This window comes from Cytobacillus oceanisediminis, from assembly GCF_003182355.1.
Taxonomy (GTDB): domain Bacteria; phylum Bacillota; class Bacilli; order Bacillales; family Cytobacillaceae; genus Cytobacillus; species Cytobacillus oceanisediminis_A.
Window position 1 is genome coordinate 119,022 of the sequence record NZ_QGTW01000002.1, and the last position, 24,363, is coordinate 143,384.

The following is a 24,363-nucleotide window of genomic DNA, read 5'->3' on the forward strand; positions in this document are numbered from 1 at the left end:
CCCCCAGCCGGAGCTGGGGGTTTTGAGAACCTATATTAGTTTACATGCAGGAACTTTCCTACTTTATCTTCTTCAAGGATGTTTCCTACAAAGAAAGCACCGAATTCGCCGTAGCGGGCACTTACTTCATCAAAGCGCATTTCATATATGAGCTTTTTGAATTGAAGAACATCATCAGAGAATAGGGTAACGCCCCATTCATAATCATCAAAGCCGACTGAACCAGTGATGATCTGTTTTACCTTTCCGGCATACTGTCGGCCGATCATCCCATGGCTTCGCATCATGTTGCGGCGTTCCTCCATCGGAAGCATGTACCAGTTGTCATTGCCCTGGCGGCGCTTGTCCATTGGATAGAAGCATACATGCTTGGCTTTTGGCAGTTCAGGATAAAGGCGTGCCAAAATTTGAGGGTTTTGATAAGGATCTTCACCTGCAGGCAAGTAATTGCTCAATTCAACAACAGAGACATAAGAATGAGCTGGAATTGTAAATTCAGCTAATTTTGTTTTGTTGAATTCGTTTTCAATTTCATTCAGTTCTTCCATTGTAGGCCTTAAGATCATCATCATAAAATCAGCTTTTTGGCCAACAATTGTATAAAGGGCATGGCTGCCGTTTTTCTCGCTTTGTGTAGTATTCCATTTGTCCACTAGGGCCATAAATTCATGGATGGCCGCTTGGCGCTCATCGCTTGAAAGCATTTTCCAAGTAGTCCAATCAACTGTACGGAAGTCATGTAAACAATACCAGCCGTCGAGCGTTACTGCTGCTTCACTCATTACGATCACTCCTAATATGTACTAAAAATTCTCATCACTACTATAACATAGTTTCTCCATTTAACATGTGTATAAAACTTGAAATGTTTGAATTAAGCAAAATGGGGCGCCGCTTTAAGCACTGCGTTTACAATAAGGCCATTATGGTTATCTTAAAACAGATATAAATAAAAAATGATTCCGCATCTGCAGATTACTTATTATTGGAAATTTACCGAAAACAAAAACATTTTGTCTGAAAACGCTAACAATGACTGAACTCCTTGAAATTCTGGGCATGAAGAGTATTCTAAGGGAGTATATAGGGTAAGTTCTATTAAATGAACGGAAATCAGATGCCTTGGGAGGAATTTACATGAGTGATTTATTCTCAGTTTTAAAAGAAAAAGTATCAGGACAAAATTTAAGAATCGTTTTTCCGGAAGGGCAGGATGAGCGTATTTTAGCGGCAGCAGGAAGATTGGCTGCTGAAAAAGTCATCACACCGATCCTTGTTGGAAATATTGCAGAAATCGAAGCAAAAGCAAAGGATATGGACATTTCCCTTGAATCCGCTGAAATTTACGATCCAAACAACTTTCTTATGATGGATGAACTTGTTGCGGCATTTGTGGAAAGACGTAAAGGCAAAGCAACAGAAGAAGATGCACGCAGAATTCTTCTTGATGAAAATTACTTCGGCACAATGCTTGTTTATGCCAACAAAGCAGACGGTCTTGTGAGCGGTGCGGCGCATTCTACGGCAGACACTGTGCGTCCAGCCCTTCAAATAATTAAAACCAAGGAAGGCGTTCGCAAAACTTCCGGTGTGTTTATCATGGTTCGCGAGGATGAAAAATATGTTTTCGCAGATTGTGCGATTAATATTTCACCTGACAGCCGGGACCTGGCTGAAATCGCAATTGAAAGTGCAAAGACTGCAAGAATGTTTGATATCGAACCGCGCGTAGCCATGCTGAGCTTTTCAACAAAAGGCTCTGCCAAGTCCCCGGAAACAGAAAAAGTTTCCGGTGCACTTGAAGAGGCAAAGCTTCGTGATCCGTTATTGATCATTGATGGAGAATTCCAATTTGATGCGGCATTTGTTCCATCTGTAGCAGAGAAAAAAGCTCCGGATTCACCGATCCAGGGGGATGCAAATGTATTTATCTTCCCTAGCCTCGAAGCTGGAAATATCGGATACAAAATTGCCCAGCGTCTGGGAAACTTTGAAGCCGTGGGACCAATCCTGCAAGGCTTGAACCGTCCGGTAAACGACCTTTCCCGCGGATGTAACGAGGAAGACGTCTATAAGCTTGCACTTATCACTGCAGCTCAGGCTCTAAATCAATAAAGCTTATACTTAAAAGCCGGTCCCTTGTGACTGGCTTTTTTGCTATAATAAATCTGTTGTGGGCCATTGGCCGATAAATTGGGTAAATTGGCCGTTAAAGATGGACTTCTGGCTGGTAAGAATGAAGCCGGTCATGATATAGATAATTATGAGCCGATTAACGTATTATTGACTAGGAATATCGGCAAAAGGGGATCAAAGTTGATGAATTTGGCACAGGATTTGCTGCAGCAGGCGGAGTGGAGGGTTATTGACCAATCTGCACTGGCTATCCATTTAAATGCCCTGCATTCATTCGGGATGGATGATACACTTTGTGCTTCTGTCGGCTCTGGATCGGCGCCGCCGACTGCAAGGACATGGGTCCACCATCATACGATTGTGCTGGGAATCCAGGATACCAGGCTCCCTTATCTAAATGAGGGAATTGACTTTTTAAAAAGCCAGGGATATCAGGTTATCGTCCGAAATTCTGGCGGGCTGGCTGTAGTCCTGGACGAAGGTGTCCTGAATATATCGCTGATTTTTCCGGAAACCGAAAAAGGAATAGATATTAACCGCGGTTATGACGCGATGTGGATGCTCATAAAAGAGATGTTTTCTGATTTTAATAAAGAAATAGAAGCGAAGGAGATTGTTGGCTCCTACTGCCCTGGAAGCTATGATTTAAGTATCGGTGGACAGAAGTTTGCCGGCATCTCGCAAAGGCGCCTCCGAAATGGGGTAGCCGTGCAAATTTACCTTGGCGTGAATGGCAGCGGCAGTGAGCGGGCGGATTTGATCGGCAAATTCTACTCTCTTTCCAGAAAGGGAGAACAGACAAAATTTCAGTATCCTGAAATCCAGCCGGCTGTCATGGCATCACTATCCGAATTACTGGGTGCAGAGCTGACCGTCCAGGATGTGATGCTGCGCTTTTTGCAGGCTTTAAAAAATAAAGCAGGCCGACTTTATGCAGGCCAGCTGACAGAGGATGAAGCGAGTTTATTTGAATCTTATTATCACCGGGTCACAGAACGGAATGAGAAGGTACTGGGTGAATAGATAAAGAAAAGCCGTTAACCAGTGTGGTTACGGCTTTTCTTAATGGGGCGTTGCTGCCATTTTCTCCTTCTCCCGTTGCCGGAAGTGTTATATCTATTAGGAGCAGGAGCAGCTATTACTCAGCTACTCTCTCCAAATTGCCGTTGCGGTCCATTTTAAACTTGGAGGCCGGTCTGTCTTCTTCGTCAAACAGAACAAAATTACGCGCTCTGTTCATGATTTTCATAAGTGTCTCGTAATCTTCCTGAATCGTTACCGTATTTTCCTCGAGCTCGCTGATTTTGCTTTCCAGCTCTGCGTTTCGGCTTCTGAGATCAGCATTTTCGCGCTTCAATCTTTCATTCTCATTTTTTAGTATATCAAGCTGAATGCCTGAGTGATTTAATGTTTGCAAGTATGAAATGACGCTATCCAAATCCAATTGGGCAGGTGCTGTATAAGCTGGTTCCGAATAAGTGGATGTATAAGATGAAACGGCTTCTGTTCTTTCAGCTGTTTCATTTTCTGTCCGCTCTTCATAGAAATCTGCCGGTGATGGAGGGGCTGCTTTATTGGATGCAACGGGTGCTGCTTCAACTTCCTGCATTGTAGGCACTGGCGGAGAGTATAAGAGTTTCTTCTTGCCTCCCTGATCTTTGCCTAGCATTCTTTGTCTTTGCTTTCGCTGTTTTTTTGCAAGCTGCAGCGCTTTTTCATAGCGGTGTCTTACCACTGCGTTCCAACGGAATCCACAGGCTGCAGAGGTACGGTTGAGCTTATCTCCAACCTCTTCAAAAGCATTTAATTGTGTGCTTCCTTCCCTGACATGCCTTAAAACTGTTTCAGCTAGCAATAAATCATTTTCGTCTGTCCATGCGTCCTGACGTACTTTCATTCATCCTCAACTCCCTATTTTTTAAGCATTTTTGTTGTTGCCTTAGTTAAAGGATGGACAAACTTGGCAGATTTTATACAAAGGTAATTAAAAGGATAGTAGATTTTTTTTAAAATTTTATTTTTCGCTAGATACGTATGGCAGCTGTATGAAGATTAGTAAGATACACCACCCAAGTTAATGATTACAGCTTGCAATGGAGCCAGATAAGATTTAAAATAGCCTGTAGCAGTTAGGCGGGGCATTTAAAATTCAGTTCTTAATTTGAATAGGAATGCTGTGCATCGGACATCCTTTAACAAGGAATTTTCCTACTCATTTAAAATAAAAAGTTAGACCGCAGAAAGGGTTGTAAATAGAATGGCAAACGAATTTCGTGTTTGCGACGATTGTCAGGCAGTAAACCTAAAAACACTAATTCCACGATTGAAAGAAATAGATCCCGACGCTAAAATTGATATCGGCTGCCAGTCCTATTGCGGACCAGGCCGAAAAAAGACATTTGCTTTCGTCAATAACCGTCCTCTGGCTGCATTATCGGAAGAGGAATTGATGGAGAAAATTAATAAGAAGCTTAAAAAGTAAAATCGCCTTTTGACTTCTGTCCTGAGGTGATTTTTATTTTTGCCTAAGTTTATTTTGGGCTCACATTTGGTAAAGAGACATAATGGGCAGTTGGTTATTATTTTTAGAAAAGTCGAAAAATATTTTTTGGACAGATGATTGCTGTATTCCGGTTCTTGTCGAATGGCCATGAAAATCTGGGAATTTTGTGGTGAATTGGCATAGCAATCGGGATATAATAGTAACATGTTATAAAAGCAGAGAGCGCAACATAAAGGAACTCAGACTATAGGCGCCACGTCCTGTGGCAACGTCTGCATAACCCGTATCTTGCGGGCCTCAAGCTTAAGGCAAGCGCTGGCAGAAGTCGTCTTTTGCCTTAAGAAGCGGTTGAACGAAATGTGGAGGCGACTGTTCAGGGACGACAAGCATAAGACAATTCCTGTAAGAAGGTGTTATTTCCTTCTGAAAGGAAGTGGCTTATGGCCTCGAGTCCCTAGGAGCCGAAACTAGACAAGTTTAAGACCTCGAGCCGATGGCGCTCGGAGCTGGACAGAGATAAGCGGAGGTAAAAGATGGCATATTCGGCGGAAAAGTTAAGCGAGGAAAAGGTATTTAAGGATCCTGTCCACCGTTACATACACGTCAAGGACAGAGTGATCTGGGATTTAATAGGGACAAAAGAGTTTCAGCGCCTTAGAAGAATTAAGCAGCTTGGAACAACCTACTTAACCTTCCATGGTGCTGAACATAGCCGTTTTAACCACTCGCTCGGAGTTTACGAGATTGTACGGCGGATAGCCGATGATGTGTTTATCGGCAGGCCGGAATGGAATGAAGAAGAACGCCTCCTCTCATTATGCGCGGCACTTCTCCACGATTTGGGGCACGGCCCGTTTTCACATTCCTTCGAAAAAGTGTTCGACCTCGACCATGAGCATTTCACAAGAGCGATCATTCTAGGGTGTACCGAGGTTAATAAGGTGCTTACAAAGGTAAGTGCCGATTTTCCTGAAAAGGTAGCAGAGGTAATTGCAAAAACCTCCAAAAATAAGCTGGTAGTCAGCTTGATTTCCAGCCAGATCGATGCTGATCGAATGGATTATCTGCAAAGAGATGCCTATTTTACCGGTGTCAGCTACGGCCATTTTGATATGGAGCGGATCTTGCGTGTCATGAGGCCCAGGGAAGACCAGGTAGTGATTAAGCAGAGCGGAATGCATGCAGTGGAAGATTACATTATGAGCCGGTATCAAATGTATTGGCAGGTATATTTTCACCCGGTTACCCGCAGTGCGGAGGTTATATTGACGAAAATTCTGCATCGGGCCAAGGACTTGCATAAACAGAACTATACGTTTAAATATGATCCCATCCATTTTTATTCATTATTCAGCGGGGAAATCACGCTGGAGGATTATATTAAACTGGATGAAGCTATTATTCTTTATTATTTCCAGATGTGGCAGGAGGAAGAGGATTACATCCTGAAAGACCTCTGCTGCCGCTTTATGGACCGGAACTTATATAAATATGTGGAATTTGACCCTGCAAAAGAGTATAAAAAACTGGCGGAGCTGTCCGGTTTATTTAAAAAAGCAGGCATTGACCCGGAGTATTACCTGGTTGTCGATTCCTCATCTGATTTGCCGTATGATTTTTACCGGCCGGGTGAAGAAGAAGAACGATTGCCTATTCATTTGCTGATGAAAAACGGGGATATTCGCGAGCTTTCTCGTGAATCGGAAATAGTGGATGCCATCTCGGGCAAACGCAGAACAGATCATAAGCTGTATTTTCCAGCTGACTTTATTTCAGACGACAGTAAAAAGCCGAACATTAAAAAACAAATTAGAATGCTGCTGGAAATCGACTAAGACTACATAAAGTCCATTGGATTTTCTATAGAAACGGGAAAAAACGGAGTAGGAGATGAAGAGCTTTGTTAAAGGATCACGCCAAATTAATGCATGCCATTGCAGTCTCCGAAGAAATAGTGGGACGGAAAAAGCTGCAGAAAATGATTTATATCGCCAAAAACATTGCATTTCCTTTTCAGGAAAGATTCCAATTTCACTTTTATGGCCCTTATTCCGAAGAGCTTACTTTAAGGGTCGAAGAGCTTTGCAATATGGGATTCTTAAACGAAGTGAAAGAGAAAAAAGGCGGCTACTACCAGTATCGGTATACACTCACAGAAACAGGCAAGGAATTTTTGACTGTAAATGAAGTGGAGATGCCAAGCCTGCAGGATTGCCTCATGGACATGAACGGCCAAAATGCAAGATTTCTTGAGCTTGTCTCAACTGTCCTTTATTTTAATGACCTTCCAAAAGAGGAAGTAAAGGAAAAGATTTTTACGCTAAAAAGCAAACAGCGCTACACGGACGAAGAAGTGGAGCAGGCTTATAAATATATTGAAAGCTTAAGAGAAAAAGCCGGGCAGAATTAAATTGCCTGGCTTTTCTTTTGTGGAAATCTAAAGGATACTTTTCATTGAAAAAACTGAGGTTCTATTCGTCGCTTAAACGCTTGCCGCCGATTGCATAGTGATTCTTGGACATTTCTTCGATAAATACAACGATTTTATCTTTGGAAGCACCAGTAGTTTCGTTTACTGCATCTGTTACTTTTTCCACAAGAGCCTTTTTTTGTTCCTCGGAACGCCCTTCCAGCATTTTGACTGTTACGTATGGCATATTGTGTTTCCTCCTCTTATTTTACTGATTGTAGTTTTCCATATTTTCTTGCAATGTGCAAGCCTGATTGTACGTTCTTTCCCTTTGAAGCTGTGTTCATGTATACTTTTAGGTAATAAGAAATAGCAGGGGCTTTTCGTACATATTATGTATTAGATATTGACGAAAAATGAAAAAAATATATAAAAGTGCCTGGCAGAAGAGTCAAGAATTATGCCGGCAGGAGAGGGAGTTTTGGCTTTTGGAACAATTTTTAGCGTTTTCTCTCAGGGAGATCCCCTATGTTGCTGTAACGTTGATGGTTGCTTTTACGGTCCATGAATTTGCCCATGCTTATGTGGCCTATAAATTTGGCGATCCGACGGCAAAGAAACAAGGAAGATTAACATTGAATCCCATGCAGCATTTGGACCCAATCGGGACCATATTGATTTTTATTGCCGGTTTCGGCTGGGCCAGGCCCGTTCCGGTCAATCGATTCTTTTTTAAGAAACCCAAGCTTGCAGGCATATCTGTCTCGATTGCAGGCCCGCTGTCCAATCTGGTGATGGCTATTCTCGGCTTTTTTATTTGGTACTTGCTGGCCGGGACAGGGTTAGCGGCGTCATTCCCGCCATTTATTGCGGACTTTTTGAATATTTTTATCCAGTTGAATTTAGTGTTGTTTGTATTTAATCTTTTGCCGTTCCCGCCTCTTGATGGTTACAGAATTATAGAGGATCTGGCGCCGGCCCATATTCGCCCGAAGATGACCCAATTTGAAGCGTACGGCTCTGTCATTTTCCTCATTTTAGTGATTACGCCGCTGGACCAATACACTATACAGCCGATTTTTAACACCGTCCTGCCGGTGCTTGCGAGCGGCCTAAATGATTTTTTCTACGAACTATTTATGACATAATTAGTAAAAACTTAATAGATGAGATTAATCTTGCTTAGGAGGACATGAACATGGAAGAAAAAAAGAAAAAGAAAGTTGATTTTAATATTATAAAAAGTGACCCTACTGACGGGCATGGAGGCTTTGGCGTCGGTACCCTCAGCCTTGATAATGTGACACCAGTGATTATTGATGTAGATGCAGGAGAGGCTTCCATTGAAGTTGGCGCGATGCATGCCAGAAGCCCGGTTGAAAAGGGAATTAAATTCCTTCCAAATAAGGATGACGTGCCTAACGGAAAGCCATATTGGCTCATTTGGGTAACGATTGACCGCAAAGAAGGCGGTCCCTATTATGCAGGCGTGACGGCATGCGAAATGACGGTTGACAGAGAAATCCGCAGAGGATATAAATCGCTGCCAGAGCATGTTAACCGCATGGATAAATCCATTAAAAGACAGATTATCGTTGAACATATGGATGAAAAATCAAAAGGAGTGCTGGTTGAATTTTTAAAGAACCATGACGCTGGCATGTGGGAAAGATCTGCGGAGCAACTAAAATCAGATTTACAAGCAAATTAGAAAAAAAGCTTAAATTTGTGACGAAATTGTGACATTTTATTGACGTGGTTTTCTAACTACTTGTACAATTCCCATAAAAAAAGTAAACTATTTAACAGTGTGAAGGCACAATATAGCACTAGGACACGAAAAACCCCGGGATTCGGACCCCGGGGTTTTTCATTTTTTTATAGATTGCAGGAATTTAAGGCTGGAAATCAGAATGCATAATGACTGAACACAATGGAAAAGTTCTCGGGGGCATTAATAGGATTGGATAATGCCGGAACTGGGGGTAAAAGTCGAGTGAGTGGAAGTAATCGAGGTGGATAGTGCCGTAGCTCGGAGGAAAAGTGGTGTGAGTGGAACTAATCGAGGTGAATAGTCCTGGAACTCGGAGGAAAAAGTGGTGTGAGTGGAACTAATTGAGGTGAATAGAGCCGGAACTTGGGGGAAAAGTGGAAGAAGAGGCACTAATAAGGGTGAATAGTGCCTGAACTCAGAGGACAGGCCGGGGAAGGGGGCGAAAAGGAGTAAATCATGCCCGAACTCATGAGGAAAAACAGAGAAAGGGAACGAAAAGGGACTAATCGTGCCCGAACTCAGCGGGAAAGCCAGAGAAAGGGAAAAAAGGAGCCAATTGTTCTCAAACTCAATAGGAAGATTGATGGGAAATCAAAAATGCCCGATCCCATTTCTAAGATCGGGCACCCAGCCGATTTTCAAATCACGAAGCCCACTTGAATAATTTTTTATACCAAGGTGTCTTCGGCTTCTTCTCAGACTGCTCTGTTTTCTTCTCTTCTTCATGGTTTAAATGTTCTGTACAGTATTCGGTCGGTTCTGTGCCTTCAGCGAAATAGGTTAGGCGTTTGACCGGGCAGTTGTCTGCAGCAATTTTCCCGTTTGCAGGATCAACATAGACGCCAACTGTGCCCTTTGGTGCTTTAAATGCTTTTGAGGGCTTTTCTTTATGGGCTTCCTCCATAAACCGGATCCATAAATTTTTAGCATAAGTTTTTTCAACTGTATTAGTGATCACTTGGCCTTTGTCGTAGCCCGTCCATACAGCCGTCACTAGCTGAGGAGTGAAGCCGGCCATCCAGCTGTCTGTTTCGGTTGATCCAGACTTTCCAGCGTATGTGCGTGTCATATCGTTAATTACCGTGCTTCCTGTTACGCGGGCATACCCATTTAGCTTCGGATCAAAAATTCCGGTCATCATATGGGTCATCACAAAGGCGAGATCCGGACGCAGAACCTTCATTTGGAAGGGCTCCTGCTGATAGATTACTTCGCCTTTATGGTTTTCAACGCGCTTAATCATGACAGGAGATACCTTTTTTCCGCCATTGGCAAACATGCTATACGCATTTGCCAGCTCGATGACTCTCACACCGGAAGTGCCAAGCGCAAGTGAAGGAACCTTCGCCATTTTCGACGTAATGCCAAACTTCTTGGCTGTATTAACAAGAGTTTCCTCTCCTAAAAACAAGTGTGTCTTTACGGCATAGACATTGTCTGATAAGGCAAGCGCCTGCGCCATCGTGATATCATCATCCGCATATTTGCTGTTAAAGTTATGCGGTGTGTAATCGGGTGTGCCATCTTCAAAGCGGAATGTAGTCTGTTCACTTCTAATTGGAGTTGAAGGGGTAAAACCCTGCTCCAGGGCCGCATAATACAATAGCGGCTTTATCGTCGATCCAGGCTGCCTGACAGCCTGGACTGCCCTGTTAAATGGGCTTTCCTCATAATCCCGTCCTCCGACCATTGCTTTAACATAGCCGTTTTTCGGATTCATGGCCACAATGCCGACTTGAATCTCCGAGTCTTTAGAAATAAGCTTACCAACTGCTTCCTCCGCGATTTCTTGTTCCTTCAGATCCAGAGTGGTGTACACCTTTAATCCTCCCAATTCAATCGTCCTGTCATCCAGCTTTAGCTGCGTTTTTAAAGCGTTCCGGACAGCGTCCTGGAAATAGGGTGCCGTTTTTGTTTTCGGATGAAGATGCTCACCAACAAGCTCGAGCTCTTCTGCAATAGCTTGATTAGCTTCTTTTTGGCTGATCATCCCGTTTTTAACCATCGTTTGCAGAATAACCTTTTGCCGCAAGTTTGCTTTTTCAGCTGATGCAAATGGCGAGTAGATGCCAGGGCCCTTGGGGATTCCGGATAGTATAGCTGCCTCAGCCAGGGTCAGGTCAATTGCGTCTTTTCCGAAGTAAAAGTGGCTTGCTGCCTGTGCACCATAAGCACCGTTTCCGTAATAAATCGTATTTAAATAGCCTTCGAGGATTTCCTTCTTAGTGTAGTTCATCTCAAGGCGAATGGTGTAGAAGGCCTCCAGGATCTTCCGCTTCCAAGTTTTTTCATGTTCAAGAAAAAGGTTCCGGGCATATTGCTGGCTGATGGTACTTGCCCCCTGTACCTTTGCCATCGCTTTGATATCAGCCAGAGCTGCTCCGGCGATTCTTTTATAATCAAACCCATTGTGGTCGAAAAAATTCTTGTCCTCAATCGAAACAGTCGCATCGATTAAATGGGGGCTTATATCTTTAAGAGGTGCCCAATAGCGCTTTTGACCGTTATGGCTTTCCCCCATTACCGTTCCATCATCTGCAAAAAATAAAGTGGATTGCGGAACGGCGAGCGGAGGCGGACCCAATATCTTTGCATAAATCAGGATGCCACCAATCATAACGACTGTGAGAGCCATGCCTATTAAGCTAATAATGAGTATAGCGCGTAAATATTTCATCGTTTTTCGAAAACGCTGATCCGTTATAATCTCCAAAGAAGTCACCCCCAAATTCTTTCTGATTTTTAAATAAAACAAAGCAATTATAAGTACATATCATCAGTATTGAAAAAACAGGGGAGTTTTAAACATCTTTCTCTAGCAATTACGAAATTTTTCTTGCAATTTTGCTAGATTCAACTATACTTTTTCTGTGTTTGTAATTTGCATGTTAGGGAAGTATAAAAGATGATCATGCTTTTTGCTGCTCATATAAGAGATATTTCATTTTTTTATGGAAGGAATGATTAAAAAATGGGACTTTGGTTTACAGAGAAACAAACTGAGAATTTTGGCATTACAATGAAGGTGAAGCGTACTTTACATACAGAACAGACAGATTTCCAAAAGCTTGATATGGTTGAAACAGAAGAGTGGGGCAATATGCTTCTTCTTGATGATATGGTTATGACTTCTATCAAGGATGAGTTTGTATATCACGAAATGGTGGCGCATATTCCTCTATTTACTCATCCAAACCCTGAAAATGTTCTTGTCGTTGGCGGCGGTGACGGCGGTGTTATACGCGAAGTGCTTAAGCACCCAAGTGTGAAGAAAGCAACTCTTGTTGATATTGATGGAAAGGTAATCGAGTACTCTAAGAAGTATCTTCCTGAGATTGCAGGCAAACTGGATGACCCTCGCGTTGATGTACAGGTAGGCGATGGTTTTATGCACATTGCTGAAAGCGAAAATGAATATGACGTGATCATGGTTGATTCTACTGAGCCTGTTGGCCCGGCAGTAAACCTATTCACAAAAGGCTTCTACGCAGGAATCTCTAAAGCGCTTAAAGAAGACGGTATTTTTGTAGCGCAGTCCGACAATCCTTGGTTCAAAGCGGACTTAATCCGCAATGTTCAGCGCGATGTAAAAGAAATTTTCCCAATCACCCGTCTGTATACTGCGAATATTCCTACATATCCAAGCGGAATGTGGGCATTCACAATCGGATCAAAAAAATATGATCCGCTAGAAGTAAGCGAAGAGCGATTCCATGACATTGAAACAAAATACTATACAAAAGAATTGCATAAAGCGGCATTTGTATTGCCAAAGTTCGTGCAGGATCTAGTGAAGTAATTTAATTTCAGGCTGCCTTTTTAAAAGCAGCCTGCCATTACATAGGAAGTGAGGGATGACGTTGGTAAGATTCGACGAAGCCTACTCCGGCAACGTATTTATTAAAAGCCATCCGAGTTATGAAGAAAGTGAAGCGGTCATTTATGGAATGCCGATGGACTGGACAGTCAGCTACCGTCCGGGTTCACGTTTTGGTCCTGCCCGCATTCGTGAAGTGTCTATCGGGCTTGAAGAATACAGCCCTTACCTTGACCGCGAGCTAGAAGAGGTAAAATACTATGATGCTGGAGATATTCCGCTGCCTTTCGGAAATCCGCAAAAAAGCATCGATATGATTGAGGAGTTTATCGATCAGCTGCTGGCTGAAGATAAGTTTCCGCTTGGCATGGGCGGAGAGCATTTGGTTTCCTGGCCTGTCATTAAGGCGATGTACAAAAAGTATCCGGATTTAGCGATTATCCATATGGATGCCCATACGGATCTGCGCGAACATTATGAAGGGGAGCCATTATCCCACTCTACGCCAATCCGTAAGGCAGTGGATCTGATCGGGCCAGGCAATGTCTATTCCTTTGGAATCCGTTCCGGAATGAAAGAGGAATTCCAATGGGCGAAGGAAGTGGGCATGCACATTTCAAAATTTGAAGTGCATAAGCCGCTGAAAGATATCCTTCCTAAGCTTGCAGGCCGTCCTGTTTACGTAACAATTGACATTGATGTTTTAGACCCTGCACATGCGCCTGGAACAGGTACAGTGGACGCAGGAGGTATCACATCAAGAGAATTGCTCGCTTCTATCCATGAAATTGCGCACTCAGATGTAAAAGTTGTGGGAGCTGATCTTGTTGAAGTTGCGCCAATCTATGATCCATCAGAACAAACAGCCAATACAGCGAGCAAGATGATTCGTGAAATGATTCTTGGGTGGGTAAAGAAATAATGGAGAAACGGAGGCCTCGTGTCTCCGTTTTTTGTGTACTTGAAACTTTTTCCTCCGACCTCCGTATGTAAGGAAAAGGGGGCTTAACTATGTATGAACATAAATTTGTTAAAGTAGAACTATCCACATTTAAGTTAGCGCCAACAAAGGATTATCATGAGATTGTCATGGAACATGAAAGAGAAGGTTGGGAGCTCGTACAAATTTTTGCTCCAGGAATTAGGGGCTATGGCACTCCAGCCTTTTATGAGCTTATTTTTAAACGGAAAGTTGATTAAGAGGGAGGTTGAATATAAATGATGGATGCTGGAGCATTTTTTCCGCTCTTTGCTATGATCCCTTTTTTGTTTTATATCGCTGTCCTGGTCTTCGGCATTTGGTTTGCGGTGAGCCTGATTAAAACACAGAAGGAAAAAAATCAAATACTTAGGGAAATTTCCCGCCAGCTTGAACAAAGCAAAAAGGACGAAACATAATGTTTCATCCTTTTTTATTCGACAAAATTCGGGTGGTACCTGCGACAAACATCACTTGCCAGTCATGTTTGTCGCATTTGCAAGGAAGCGTATCAGTGAAGTGAATGGTACTCATCTTGCACTTTCCCTGTAGAGTATTTATACTTATATAGTTATAGACAAGATGAAGATGAAAAGGATGTGTTGCCGTTGTCCAGTCGCTCAGCGGAACAAATGCCTGTGAAGATTAAAGTGAAGACGGATATTCGCAGCGGAGGCAGCAAAGATACTTTTGAATTGACTGCTTTTGGCCGATACTATATAAAAGATGCTTCCCGGTTCCTTCAGTATGATGAAGAAATGGAAGAGGGAACGGTGAAAACAATTATAAAGATGTCCGATACAGATGGGCTGATTTTACGAAGCGGCGCCGTGAAGATGAGGCTCCCTTTTAAGATGAATAAAAAGCTCCGGGGCAGCTACCAGACGCCTTATGGAGTGTTTGAGATGGGCACTATGACCAAAAGGATGGTTCATCAATATGATGACGAAACCGGTGAAGGCTCGATCGATATTTTATACGATTTAAAAATGCAAGGATCCCAGGCAGGTACATACCATTTGGCGATAACGTTTGAGGAGGAGAACAATGAACATAGTTGAGCAGGTTCAAAGCAAATTAAAGCAGGAAATTAAGGATGCTGTCGTGAAAGCCGGTTTGGCCGCGGAAGAACAAATTCCTGATGTTATTCTTGAAATCCCGAAGGAGAAGGCGCATGGCGATTATTCTACCAATATGGCGATGCAATTGGCACGCGTGGCCAAAAAGGCGCCGAGAATGATTGCGGAAGATCTTATCGCTAATTTTGACAGCACAAAAGCGTCCATTGAAAAAATTGAAATTGCCGGCCCTGGCTTTATCAATTTTTACATGAATAACTCTTATTTGACTGATCTCATCCCGGCTGTTCTTCAAGCAGGGGATAAGTACGGCGAAACAACTGTAGGCAATAACCAAAAAATCCAGGTAGAGTTCGTTTCAGCAAATCCTACTGGTGATCTGCACCTGGGACATGCCCGCGGTGCGGCAGTCGGGGACTCCCTATGCAATATTTTAGATAAAGCAGGCTATGATGTATCACGTGAATATTATATAAACGATGCAGGAAATCAGATAAACAATCTGGCCCTGTCTGTTGAAGCACGTTACTTCCAGGCTCTTGGCATGGAAAAAGAAATGCCTGCTGACGGCTACCATGGTGAAGATATTATCGGCATCGGCAAAAAGCTTGCTGGAGAGTTCGGCGACAAGTATGTAAATGCAGATGAAAAAGAACGCTTTGACTTTTTCCGTGACTATGGCCTGAAATATGAGATGGCGAAGCTTAAGCAAGACCTTGAAGACTTCCGTGTGAGGTTTGATGTATGGTACTCTGAAACATCTCTTTACCATAACGGCAAAATCGACACTGCCCTTCAGGCGTTAAAGGATAACGGCCATATTTATGAAGAGGACGGCGCAACATGGTTCCGCTCCACTACCTTCGGCGATGATAAAGACCGCGTTCTGATCAAAAATGATGGCTCTTATACGTATCTGACACCGGATATTGCTTACCATAAAGACAAGCTTGAAAGAGGCTTTGAAAAGCTAATCAACATTTGGGGTGCTGACCACCACGGCTATATTCCGCGTATGAAAGCAGCGATTCAGGCACTGGGCTATGACCGTGAAGCACTTGAAGTGGAAATCATCCAGCTTGTTCATTTGTATAAAAACGGCGAAAAAATGAAAATGAGCAAACGTACAGGTAAAGCCGTAACGATGCGCGATCTAGTGGAAGAGGTAGGACTGGATGCTACACGCTATTTCTTCGCAATGAGAAGCGCGGATACACATCTTGATTTCGACCTTGACCTGGCTGTATCCCAATCCAATGAAAATCCTGTTTATTATGCGCAGTACGCACACGCTCGTATTTCCAGCATCCTGCGCCAGGGCGAAGAGCAGGGCATCTCTGCAGACAATAATGCAGACTTCTCTCTTATCCAAGCGGAAAAGGAAATGGATGTTCTTAAGAAGATCGGCGAATTCCCGCAGGCTGTTGCTGAAGCAGCTCAAAAGCGCATGCCGCACAGAATTACAAACTATATTTTTGAACTTGCTTCCACTTTCCATAGCTTCTATAACGCGGAAAAAGTATTGGACGCTGAAAATCCGGAAAGAACAAAAGCCCGTCTGGCACTGATTAAAGCGGTACAAACAACATTGAAAAACGCACTGGCATTGATTGGAGTATCTGCTCCTGAGAAAATGTAATAACTAATACAAAGCTGGCACACACAGTGCTGGCTTTTTTCATGTTTTTGCCGAAAAAGGGGAAGCTATAAGCATATGTTTAGGTTTATAGTTTGGCTGGTAAAACATAGTAAGCAAGGTTAAGGAGGATATTATGAAAATCGTTCTTTTATCAATACTTACAGGATTTTTGGTTGGATTTATATTTGCTTTTATGAAGCTGCCGATCCCTGCACCTCCCGCTCTTCCGGGTATTATGGGAATTGTCGGCATTTATCTCGGCTTTAAAGCGTATGAAGTAATTCTGCCATGGCTTCGGAATATAGTGGGATGATGGGGCCATCCCTTTTGGTGGGCGATTGTAAACTTAGCAAATAAACCATGGATTTTAGCAAAGAAACGAACAAAGTTAGCTAACAAATCGCAAATTTAGCAAATAAGTTTAAAAAAACAGCAAATAATTCCAGGGGATTAGCGGATAAAAACAAAAATCAGGCCAAACTGAATTTAAAATGAACCACTTTATCGTGATAGAAGCCTATACAAGTTGGGCACAGAGCAAAAACAATGGGCAAATCATGTTAGATTTGCCCACTTTATCTTAATTAACCATTCAAATTAATCCCAATGAACTTCATTTCTGTCATTTCATCAATGGCATATTTTACGCCTTCACGGCCGATTCCGCTTTCTTTTAAACCGCCGTAAGGGTAGTTGTCCTGCCTGTAGCTTGAAGCTTCATTGATCCAAACGCCGCCCATTTCCAAGCTGTCAGCTACACGGATAGCACGATTAATATCCTTCGTGAACAAACCGGCTTGCAAACCATATACGGAGTCATTGGTACGCTGGATGGCTTCCTCTTCCGTTTCAAATGGCATTACAGAAACAAGGGGAGCGAATGCCTCATCTGCCACAACCTTCATATCATGTTTCACATTGGTTAAGATGGTCGGTGGCACAACGGTTCCATCTTGTTCCCCGCCGGTTTCAACCTTTGCACCCTGATCCCTGGCTTCGTCGATCCAGGCTTTTGTCTTGGAAGCTGCACCTTTATCAATCATCGGTCCTATATCGGTGCTTTCCTCACACGGGTCGCCAATCTTAAGCCTGTTGGTAGCTTCAATAAATTTTTCAAGAAACTGCTCGTAAATGCTTTGATGGACATAGATTCTTTGAGCAGAAACACAGACCTGGCCCGAATAGCCAAATGCTGCCATCACAAGTTTGTCTACCGCGTTATCAAGATCGGCATCTTCGAAGATTAGATTAGGCGAATTTGAACCAAGCTCCATGGTTACTTTTTTTAGCCCGGCAGTGTCCCGAATCATTTTCCCAACCGCAAGGCTGCCGGTAAAAGTAATCTTGGGGACCAGTTTATGGGTGGTTAGGTGGGAACCCACTGTTTCCCCCGTGCCAAGGACGAGATTTAACACGCCATCGGGAAGCCCGGCTTCTTTAAAGAGTTTTACAAGCATAAAGGCGGAGACAGGCGTTTTTTCAGCAGGTTTGAAAATAACTGTATTGCCGGCGGCTATAGCAGGTGCAATTTTGTGAAGAGATAAATTTAAAGGAAAGTTAAAAGGAGTGATAGCACCTACTGGGCCGATTGGCGTGCGCTTAACCATTCCCATTCTGTTTTCTCCGCGTAAGGCAGCATCCATAGGAAGGACTTCACCATTTATATTCTTGGAAAGCTCTGATGCAAAACGGAGAATCTGAATAGACCTTTTAACTTCTGCCCGGCTGTGCCTGATCGGTTTTCCTGCCTCCTGCATAATGATCGCAGCAAAATCCTCAGCTTTTTCCTCCAGTATGTCGGCAGCTTTCCGTAATATTTCAGCCCTTTCAAAGGCGGGCATTTTTTTCATGGTTGTTTCAAAGGTTTTTACACTATTGTTTATGGCTTCTTCCATATCGCTTTTATCAGCAAGGGCAATTTTAGCTACGATCTCCTGATTATAGGGATTACGGACTTCGAGCGTTTCACGGTGGGTTTCGCTTCTCTCTTTTCCATTGATAATCGAGCCTATTATCATCATCTATTCCTCCTTTGCTAGCAGAGAATTTTACCCAATTTTTCTGTGAGTTTCATATTTTCGCTGTAGTCTACCGGACAATCAATCAAGACTGGCTTATTCATCTCAACTGCTTTTTTCAGAGAGGGCTTTAATTCACCTGTTTTTTGTATCTCAATTGCCTCAAACCCATATGAATGAGCAAGCTGGATAAAATCTGGATTTCCGAATTTAATATGGGATGACCGGTTAAACTCATTTAACTGCTTCCATTCAATTAAACCGTAGCCTTCGTCTCTCCATAATAGAATAATGATTGGAAGATTTAGCCTTTTGGCTGTCTCAAGCTCTGCACTGGACATTTGAAAGGCACCGTCACCGCATACGGCGACCACCTTTTTGTCGGGGTGGACCATTTTGGCGGCAATGGCCCCCGGAACAGCTACGCCCATGGAAGCTAGGCCATTTGAAATGAGGCATGTATTCGGTTCGTAGGTATGATACATTCTGGCCATCCACATTTTGTGTGCCCCAACATCCGATATCACGATGTCTTCATCATTTAATACGGCTCGCAAATCAGAAATGATTTTTTGCGGCTTAACAGGGAAGCCTGAGTCATTTTCAAACGTCTCCAATTCGTTGAGTGCTTTGTGCCTGACATTTGCAACCCATTTGTTGTCTCGGCTTGAAGGGGAGAGGGCTTCTTGCAATGGTTGTAAATTTTCATTTAGATCACCTAGTACATGATGCTTAACAGGATAGCTTGCATCCGTTTCGGCTTCGATCGCATCAATATTCAAAATGGGTGTTCGGCCGCCCGGATTCCAATTTTCCGGTGGATATTCTGCCATATCAAAACCTATTGCAATAATTAAATCTGATTCCCGGAATCCGCAAGTAATGTAATCATTGCTGCTTAAACCGGCGGTAAGCAAACTTAACTCATTTCTCCAGGATATTGCTCCTTTACCCATAAAGGAATGGACAACGGGAATCCTGGTTTTTTCCACAAGTGCACGCAAGCTGTCGGAAGCTTGTCCTCTTTCAACTCCCATACCAGCCAATATAAGCGGGTGTTCTGCTTTTTCTATCAAATTTGCGGCTTCCTGGATCACTCGTTCACTGGCTTCCGGCAAAGAATGAATCATCACTTCAAGTGGGGATGAATTCACTTCCATGGCTGCAACATCTTCAGGAAGATCAATATGAGTAGCTCCAGGCTTCTCTTTCGTGGCTACCCGAAAAGCTTTCCTGACAACCTCCGGAATGATATCTGTTGTTTTAACCTGGGCATTCCATTTTGTCACTGGTTCAAAAACGGAAACCAGGTCATAGTATTGATGGGAAATTTTGTGCTGCCTGTTCAAGCCTGCTTGTCCGGTTATGGCAATGAGAGGGGAGTGGTCCATATTTGCATTAGCAACCCCTGTCAGCAGATTTGTTGCCCCCGGTCCCAGAGTAGATAAGCAGACTCCAGGTTTTCCTGTCAGCCGGCCATAGGTTCCTGCCATAAACGCTGCATTTGTTTCATGCCTGGTCACAATAAATTCAATGCTTGAATCGAGAAGGGCATCCATAATATCCAGATTTTCCTCGCCAGGAACACCGAAAATATATTCAACACCCTCGTTTTCAAGACACTTAATAAGCAGCTGTGCTGCGTTCATTCTTAACACCTCCTGGGTATATTTGATAAAAATTATTGCTTATTTGACTATTCCACATATATGTCTGTATAAACAGAATGGCCAGCAGACTGTTTGATGGACAAGATCAGCATTTTCCAATTGGACGAGCATATGATGAAAAAAGACATATATTCGGAAAGGAAATCAGGTATCCTATGATTCCAGTAAAAGCCAATTTTGCAGCTTCCCTATATGCCACGATTTCGATTTGTTTTTGGGGGATTTCTTTTGTTTCAACAAAAGCAGTCATCGATAAATTGGATCCGTTCACGCTGCTTATGCTTCGCTTTGCGATTGGTGCAGCATTTTTATTCTTTTTACTCCTTTTAAAAAGGTATCCCTTAAAGCTTCCCGTTAAATATATTCCGCATTTGATTGTGCTCGGTGTGTTGGGGGTATTTATTCATCAAATGATCCAGGCGACTGCTCTTCTTACGATTGACGCTTCCTCAGCAGGGTGGATGATTTCATTTTCGCCTGTGTTCACAGTATTGCTTTCAATGTTTTTTTTGCATGAGAAGCTGACACTTGTAAGGTCAATCGGTATAATGATTGCTATTTCAGGGGTCTTGATGGTGACCGGAGCGAGAAGCGGCCAGACATTGGGGTTTGCCATAAATATTGGTTATGTCCTAATGATTCTAAGTACGCTGAATTGGGCGGTCTACTCAGTACTGTTAAAAAGGCTGCATATTGAACTTCCATCTCTTGTTGTTACATTTTATATGAGTTTGCTGGGATGCAGCTTAACCACCCCTTTTCTGGTAAGAGATAGGGGATGGGAGAGTTTTCATCTTTTAACTGCTGTCGAATGGAGCCATATAATATTTCTAGGTGTATTTGTATCAGGGATTGCTTATTGGTATTGGGCAAAGGCGCACGAAGTATTGGAAGCGTCAAAGGTTTCGATGTTTATGTATATGGAACCGCTGTTCACCCTGATTGCGGCCATTCTTCTGCTGCATGAGAAAGTTTTTTTCATAAGCATACTGGGTGGAGTCATAATTATTATAGGAGTTCTGATGGTCAATGGTCAGATAGGGACGATTATTCAATATTTTTTATGGAGAAGACGATAAGCCAAGGGGGAATCATTTATGGCTTTGCATGACCGGTTTAAAGGCTGTTTGGATGAATTGAATTCGCCTTCTGCAGAAGAGCTTGAAAAGGCGTTAAAATCATTGGATATTAAGCTGGAAGAGATGCTTCCTTATCTGCAATCTGCAGATGGAAAGCCCTACTATCGCAAGCTTCTCTATCAAAATGATGAAGTGGAACTACTTGTAATGAACTGGTCGGATTTAGAATGTGCCCCTCACGATCATGGGAATTCATGCGGATGGATACAGGTTTTGAATGGGGCTTCTGAAAATACAGTTTTTGAAGTGAAAGAAAATCATATTCCACAGGAGCTGTTTGCTGAGATAAAGGGGAAGGGTTCCTTCTTTTTTGCGCCTAAAAAGGGCGTTCACAAAATGAAGAGAGCAGGCATGGATTATCTTGTAACCCTGCATCTTTATTCACCGCCGATTACAGGGATGAAGGTATATGATCTAAAAAAATGCGCTGCTTGTATCGTATCAGATGACTGTGGGGCATGGTGGCCAGAAGATATGAGGAAAAAGGTAAAAGAAATCCAGTTAAAATAAAGGACTTATTAAAGCTCATTATTGATATTGGCACTCTGTAGGAACAGAAAGGCACAAGACTCCTCGAAAATGCTCATTTCCTTCGTGCGGTGTTTATTCGTGGATGCAATTCATTGTCGTCCAGCGGGAGAAGCGAGTCCCGCAGCCTTAGTGCTTGAGGAGCGTCGGACCGCCCGCTGTTCGCTGAGTTTCTTGAGTGGAAATCAACAGGCAAGTTTAACAAAAAAGGTCCTCTTTGGCGGAGGAACTCCCTCGCTATTTCCACTCAATCTCCGCACCGCCGAGCCTTTTTACACCGCGTATGCTGCTAATATCCTCAGTCAGCTTTAGAGCTGCTTTGTCCTTTGCTTTTGCTTCAATCATAAAGTCGATGTCCCGGTCAAAGGTTCTCAGCAAATTGAGAAGCGGCCTGATAAAATCAAGATCTACGTAGTCAGCGTGGGACCGGAAAGCTTTTTCAGATTTAGGAGATGAAATATGAATCTTCGGCTTCAAGCCGGTTTTTTCCCATGTATGGAAAATTTCCGGGAGGAGCTCTTCCAACGGCCGGTTCCCGAGATTGGCCATATGATGATGATAGTCGAACATAAGAGGAATATTTTCTTGCTGGCAGGCCAACAGAGTTTCATCCGTATTATAGGTTTTATCATCGTTCTCCAACGTCATTGTTTCTTTAATAGGAGATGGCAGCATCTTTAGATTTTTATGAAAACGATCAATTGTCGCCTGCTTGTCTCCATAAGCACCGCCGATATGGATATTGATAATGCTCTCTTTGTCCACGCCCATGGCTTCAAACATCCGGTAATGGTATTCCATATCCTTGACAGCGTTTTTTGTCACTTCCTCCCTTGGTGATGTAAACAAGGTGAACTGGTTGGGGTGAAAGCTGACCCGCAGTTTATGATTTTTGATAAGTTCGCCAATCTCCAGCCACTTTTCCTTAAATGGTTCGACAAAATCCCATAATACTTCAGGATGGGTGGCTAGTGGGACGATGGAGCTGGAAAGTCTGTACAAATGAATTTCATGTGCAATATTGTAATGCAGCATCCTTAACGTGTTATGCAGATTTTGAGCTGTGACTGCTTTGAGTTTTTCCAGCCTTTCTTCGGCAGGCATTTGCTGATAGCGGGTAAAGGTTAAAGTTCTGGCAGGAGAAGCTTCCCACAAACTGATAGCGTGGGAAACATATCCTAAGCGAATCTTCATATTGCAGCACCTTCTTTTCCCCGGATTCCCTTAAAGGAAACTGGCCACCGTTCGGGCAAGCATCTCCTTAAATGTCCGAAAAGGATCCGGACGGTTTAATTCTTTTAACGTTAATCTTTTCGCATTTTGAATGTCCTTATCTAAAACTGCTTGGACCTTTTGGATAAATTTTTTGTCATAAATAAAGCAATTGATTTCATAGTTTAAAAACAGGCTTCGTTTATCAAAATTGGCTGTTCCGACATCACTGGTTTCATCATCAATGATAATGGCTTTAGCATGGTAAAAGCCGTTCAAATATTCATATACATAGGCACCTTGCTTTAGCAGCTTTCTTAAATAAAGGTAAGAGGCTTCTTTTACAAGGACATGATCTGTAATGCAGGGAACAAGAATTTTTACAGTGATGCCTCGTTCCAATGCATGGCTTAAGTCCTGTAAGAGCCTTTTGCTCGGAATAAAATAAGGCGTGCCAATTGTAATAGACTTCTTTGCATTTCGGATTATAGAGGAAAAGGTTTCTTCCAAAAAGGCGCCTTTATAAGCAGCCAGCTGATGTTTATATTTGCCCGTATGAAGTTCAGGAAAATAGATGCTGTTTGCCAGCAGGTCGGTCTTTGTTGCTTTGTACCAATCTACAAGAAACTCTCTTTGCAGATCGTGAACACCTTCGCCTTGGAATTTTAAATGGTAATCACGCCATGGTGTCAGCTTCGGGTCTTTATTAATGTATTCTTTCCCGATATTAAAACCGCCGCTATACCCGACCTTTCCGTCAATAACGGTAATTTTCCGGTGGTTTCTAGCTTGAATCGAATAGAAAAGGAAAGGCGGCTTTGGAACATGTGCAAAGGAAAACTTTATTCCGCTGCTTTTGAGATCTTTAACCGTTTTTCTTTTAACAGAAAAGCTGCCGGCCCAGTCGAGAAGGAGCCGGACCTCGACCCCTTCCTGTGCTTTACCCTTTAGAATGGATAAAAACTCCTGGCTGATTTTATCTTCCTTGACAATATAAAATAAAATATGGATATGCTTTTTGGCTTTCCTAATTTCGGAAAATAGGTCTTTGAATAAGGCAGGCCCGTCAGTAAACATCTCCATATCGCTCTGGCGGATGGGACAGCTTGTACGCTCCAGTTTTTTTAAATGATTTTTCCGGCCCAATGTAAAGTCGATATACATCCATAAAAAGAGCACGAGTAAAATGACCATGATGATATTCCAGACTGTCAATGCCATCTTCCTCTCGACAAGATTTCCTGTTAGTATTTCCAGCAGCGCCATTTCTATAATGAAATCTTCCGTTTATGCAGGATTTTTTCGAATGTGAAAAGAAGTTATCTACATGTGGATAACAAAATTATTAAACTTTTCGAACAAGTTTAATGAAAAAGTGGTTGACTGAATGCTCATTCATAATATAATGGGAGTAAGAGATAAATTCAGAAAATTTTATTGTATTTAAAATTTTCTAAGG

General features: G+C 42.7%; 24 protein-coding genes. 16 read left to right on the forward strand and 8 right to left on the reverse strand.

Annotated features, from left to right (window positions below):
- Positions 1 to 35: 35 nt before the first annotated feature.
- Complete coding sequence (hemQ, locus tag DFO73_RS04895) at positions 36 to 782, reverse strand: hydrogen peroxide-dependent heme synthase (protein ID WP_110063669.1); 747 nt, start codon at positions 780 to 782, stop codon at positions 36 to 38.
- 355 nt (positions 783 to 1,137) lie between these two features.
- Here hemQ and pta point away from each other — a divergent pair, with 355 nt between their 5' ends.
- Together pta and DFO73_RS04905 are read left to right on the forward strand one after the other, a co-directional pair.
- Positions 1,138 to 2,115 carry a phosphate acetyltransferase gene (gene pta, locus DFO73_RS04900; protein WP_110063670.1) on the forward strand — a complete coding sequence of 326 codons (978 nt, stop codon included), beginning with the start codon at positions 1,138 to 1,140 and terminating at the stop codon, positions 2,113 to 2,115.
- A gap of 204 nt (positions 2,116 to 2,319) precedes the next feature.
- Positions 2,320 to 3,159, forward strand: coding sequence for a lipoate--protein ligase family protein (locus DFO73_RS04905; RefSeq protein WP_110063671.1), 840 nt, complete (start codon positions 2,320 to 2,322; stop codon positions 3,157 to 3,159).
- Positions 3,160 to 3,274: 115 nt separating this feature from the next.
- Here DFO73_RS04905 and DFO73_RS04910 read toward each other — a convergent pair whose 3' ends face one another.
- Positions 3,275 to 4,033, reverse strand: a complete 759-nt coding sequence (locus DFO73_RS04910) for an RsfA family transcriptional regulator (protein WP_110063672.1) — start codon at positions 4,031 to 4,033, stop codon at positions 3,275 to 3,277.
- Positions 4,034 to 4,393: 360 nt separating this feature from the next.
- Between DFO73_RS04910 and DFO73_RS04915 the strand changes: the two genes are divergently transcribed.
- From DFO73_RS04915 to DFO73_RS04925, 3 genes are all read left to right on the forward strand, one after another.
- Positions 4,394 to 4,618 carry a DUF1450 domain-containing protein gene (locus tag DFO73_RS04915; RefSeq protein ID WP_110063673.1) on the forward strand — a complete coding sequence of 75 codons (225 nt, stop codon included), beginning with the start codon at positions 4,394 to 4,396 and terminating at the stop codon, positions 4,616 to 4,618.
- Between the two features lie 554 nt (positions 4,619 to 5,172).
- Positions 5,173 to 6,474 (forward strand): HD domain-containing protein, encoded by a 1,302-nt coding sequence (locus DFO73_RS04920; protein WP_110063674.1) that lies wholly within the window; start codon positions 5,173 to 5,175, stop codon positions 6,472 to 6,474.
- A gap of 65 nt (positions 6,475 to 6,539) precedes the next feature.
- Complete coding sequence (locus DFO73_RS04925; protein ID WP_110063675.1) at positions 6,540 to 7,049, forward strand: YwgA family protein; 510 nt, start codon at positions 6,540 to 6,542, stop codon at positions 7,047 to 7,049.
- A gap of 61 nt (positions 7,050 to 7,110) precedes the next feature.
- Here DFO73_RS04925 and DFO73_RS04930 read toward each other — a convergent pair whose 3' ends face one another.
- Positions 7,111 to 7,296: a 2-hydroxymuconate tautomerase gene (locus tag DFO73_RS04930; RefSeq protein WP_110063676.1), complete on the reverse strand. Its 186-nt coding sequence runs from the start codon at positions 7,294 to 7,296 to the stop codon at positions 7,111 to 7,113.
- Positions 7,297 to 7,537: 241 nt separating this feature from the next.
- On the opposite strand from DFO73_RS04930, the gene DFO73_RS04935 reads away from it, so the two are divergent.
- Both DFO73_RS04935 and DFO73_RS04940 read left to right on the forward strand, forming a co-directional pair.
- The gene (locus DFO73_RS04935) at positions 7,538 to 8,197 is read left to right on the forward strand and encodes a site-2 protease family protein (RefSeq protein WP_110063677.1); all 660 of its coding nucleotides are present in this window, start codon (positions 7,538 to 7,540) and stop codon (positions 8,195 to 8,197) included.
- A gap of 50 nt (positions 8,198 to 8,247) precedes the next feature.
- On the forward strand, positions 8,248 to 8,760 hold the full coding sequence (locus DFO73_RS04940) for a YwhD family protein (RefSeq protein WP_110063678.1): 513 nt from the start codon (positions 8,248 to 8,250) through the stop codon (positions 8,758 to 8,760).
- Positions 8,761 to 9,466: 706 nt separating this feature from the next.
- Here the strand turns inward: DFO73_RS04940 and DFO73_RS04950 are convergent.
- Entirely contained in the window at positions 9,467 to 11,536 is a 2,070-nt protein-coding gene (locus DFO73_RS04950; RefSeq protein WP_110063680.1) for a transglycosylase domain-containing protein, read from the reverse strand.
- A gap of 258 nt (positions 11,537 to 11,794) precedes the next feature.
- Here DFO73_RS04950 and speE point away from each other — a divergent pair, with 258 nt between their 5' ends.
- The 7 genes from speE (at position 11,795) to DFO73_RS04985 (ending at position 16,650) form a co-directional block, all read left to right on the forward strand.
- Positions 11,795 to 12,622: a spermidine synthase gene (speE, locus tag DFO73_RS04955; protein ID WP_110063681.1), complete on the forward strand. Its 828-nt coding sequence runs from the start codon at positions 11,795 to 11,797 to the stop codon at positions 12,620 to 12,622.
- A 55-nt stretch (positions 12,623 to 12,677) separates the two neighbouring features.
- Positions 12,678 to 13,562 (forward strand): agmatinase, encoded by an 885-nt coding sequence (gene speB, locus DFO73_RS04960; RefSeq protein WP_110063682.1) that lies wholly within the window; start codon positions 12,678 to 12,680, stop codon positions 13,560 to 13,562.
- An 89-nt stretch (positions 13,563 to 13,651) separates the two neighbouring features.
- A complete protein-coding gene (locus DFO73_RS04965; protein WP_110063683.1) occupies positions 13,652 to 13,840 on the forward strand; it encodes a DUF4177 domain-containing protein in 189 nt (62 codons plus the stop codon).
- An 18-nt stretch (positions 13,841 to 13,858) separates the two neighbouring features.
- On the forward strand, positions 13,859 to 14,038 hold the full coding sequence (locus DFO73_RS04970) for a hypothetical protein (protein WP_110063684.1): 180 nt from the start codon (positions 13,859 to 13,861) through the stop codon (positions 14,036 to 14,038).
- Positions 14,039 to 14,227: 189 nt separating this feature from the next.
- The gene (locus tag DFO73_RS04975) at positions 14,228 to 14,680 is read left to right on the forward strand and encodes a DUF1934 domain-containing protein (RefSeq protein WP_181395923.1); all 453 of its coding nucleotides are present in this window, start codon (positions 14,228 to 14,230) and stop codon (positions 14,678 to 14,680) included.
- On the forward strand, positions 14,667 to 16,337 hold the full coding sequence (gene argS, locus DFO73_RS04980; protein WP_110063685.1) for an arginine--tRNA ligase: 1,671 nt from the start codon (positions 14,667 to 14,669) through the stop codon (positions 16,335 to 16,337). Before DFO73_RS04975 ends, argS begins: the two co-directional genes overlap by 14 nt.
- A gap of 133 nt (positions 16,338 to 16,470) precedes the next feature.
- Complete coding sequence (locus DFO73_RS04985; RefSeq protein ID WP_110063686.1) at positions 16,471 to 16,650, forward strand: XapX domain-containing protein; 180 nt, start codon at positions 16,471 to 16,473, stop codon at positions 16,648 to 16,650.
- A gap of 271 nt (positions 16,651 to 16,921) precedes the next feature.
- Here the strand turns inward: DFO73_RS04985 and DFO73_RS04990 are convergent, their stop codons facing one another.
- A complete protein-coding gene (locus tag DFO73_RS04990) occupies positions 16,922 to 18,358 on the reverse strand; it encodes an aldehyde dehydrogenase family protein (RefSeq protein ID WP_110063687.1) in 1,437 nt (478 codons plus the stop codon).
- Between the two features lie 14 nt (positions 18,359 to 18,372).
- Positions 18,373 to 20,004 (reverse strand): acetolactate synthase large subunit, encoded by a 1,632-nt coding sequence (locus DFO73_RS04995; protein ID WP_181395924.1) that lies wholly within the window; start codon positions 20,002 to 20,004, stop codon positions 18,373 to 18,375.
- Between the two features lie 176 nt (positions 20,005 to 20,180).
- Here DFO73_RS04995 and DFO73_RS05000 point away from each other — a divergent pair, with 176 nt between their 5' ends.
- Together DFO73_RS05000 and DFO73_RS05005 are read left to right on the forward strand one after the other, a co-directional pair.
- Complete coding sequence (locus DFO73_RS05000; RefSeq protein ID WP_110064003.1) at positions 20,181 to 21,104, forward strand: DMT family transporter; 924 nt, start codon at positions 20,181 to 20,183, stop codon at positions 21,102 to 21,104.
- A gap of 18 nt (positions 21,105 to 21,122) precedes the next feature.
- Positions 21,123 to 21,674 (forward strand): cysteine dioxygenase, encoded by a 552-nt coding sequence (locus tag DFO73_RS05005; RefSeq protein WP_110063689.1) that lies wholly within the window; start codon positions 21,123 to 21,125, stop codon positions 21,672 to 21,674.
- A 255-nt stretch (positions 21,675 to 21,929) separates the two neighbouring features.
- On the opposite strand, the gene uvsE is transcribed toward DFO73_RS05005, so the two are convergent.
- Together uvsE and cls are read right to left on the reverse strand one after the other, a co-directional pair.
- A complete protein-coding gene (gene uvsE, locus DFO73_RS05010; RefSeq protein ID WP_110063690.1) occupies positions 21,930 to 22,886 on the reverse strand; it encodes a UV DNA damage repair endonuclease UvsE in 957 nt (318 codons plus the stop codon).
- A gap of 30 nt (positions 22,887 to 22,916) precedes the next feature.
- Entirely contained in the window at positions 22,917 to 24,125 is a 1,209-nt protein-coding gene (gene cls, locus DFO73_RS05015; protein ID WP_375137303.1) for a cardiolipin synthase, read from the reverse strand.
- Positions 24,126 to 24,363: the final 238 nt, after the last annotated feature.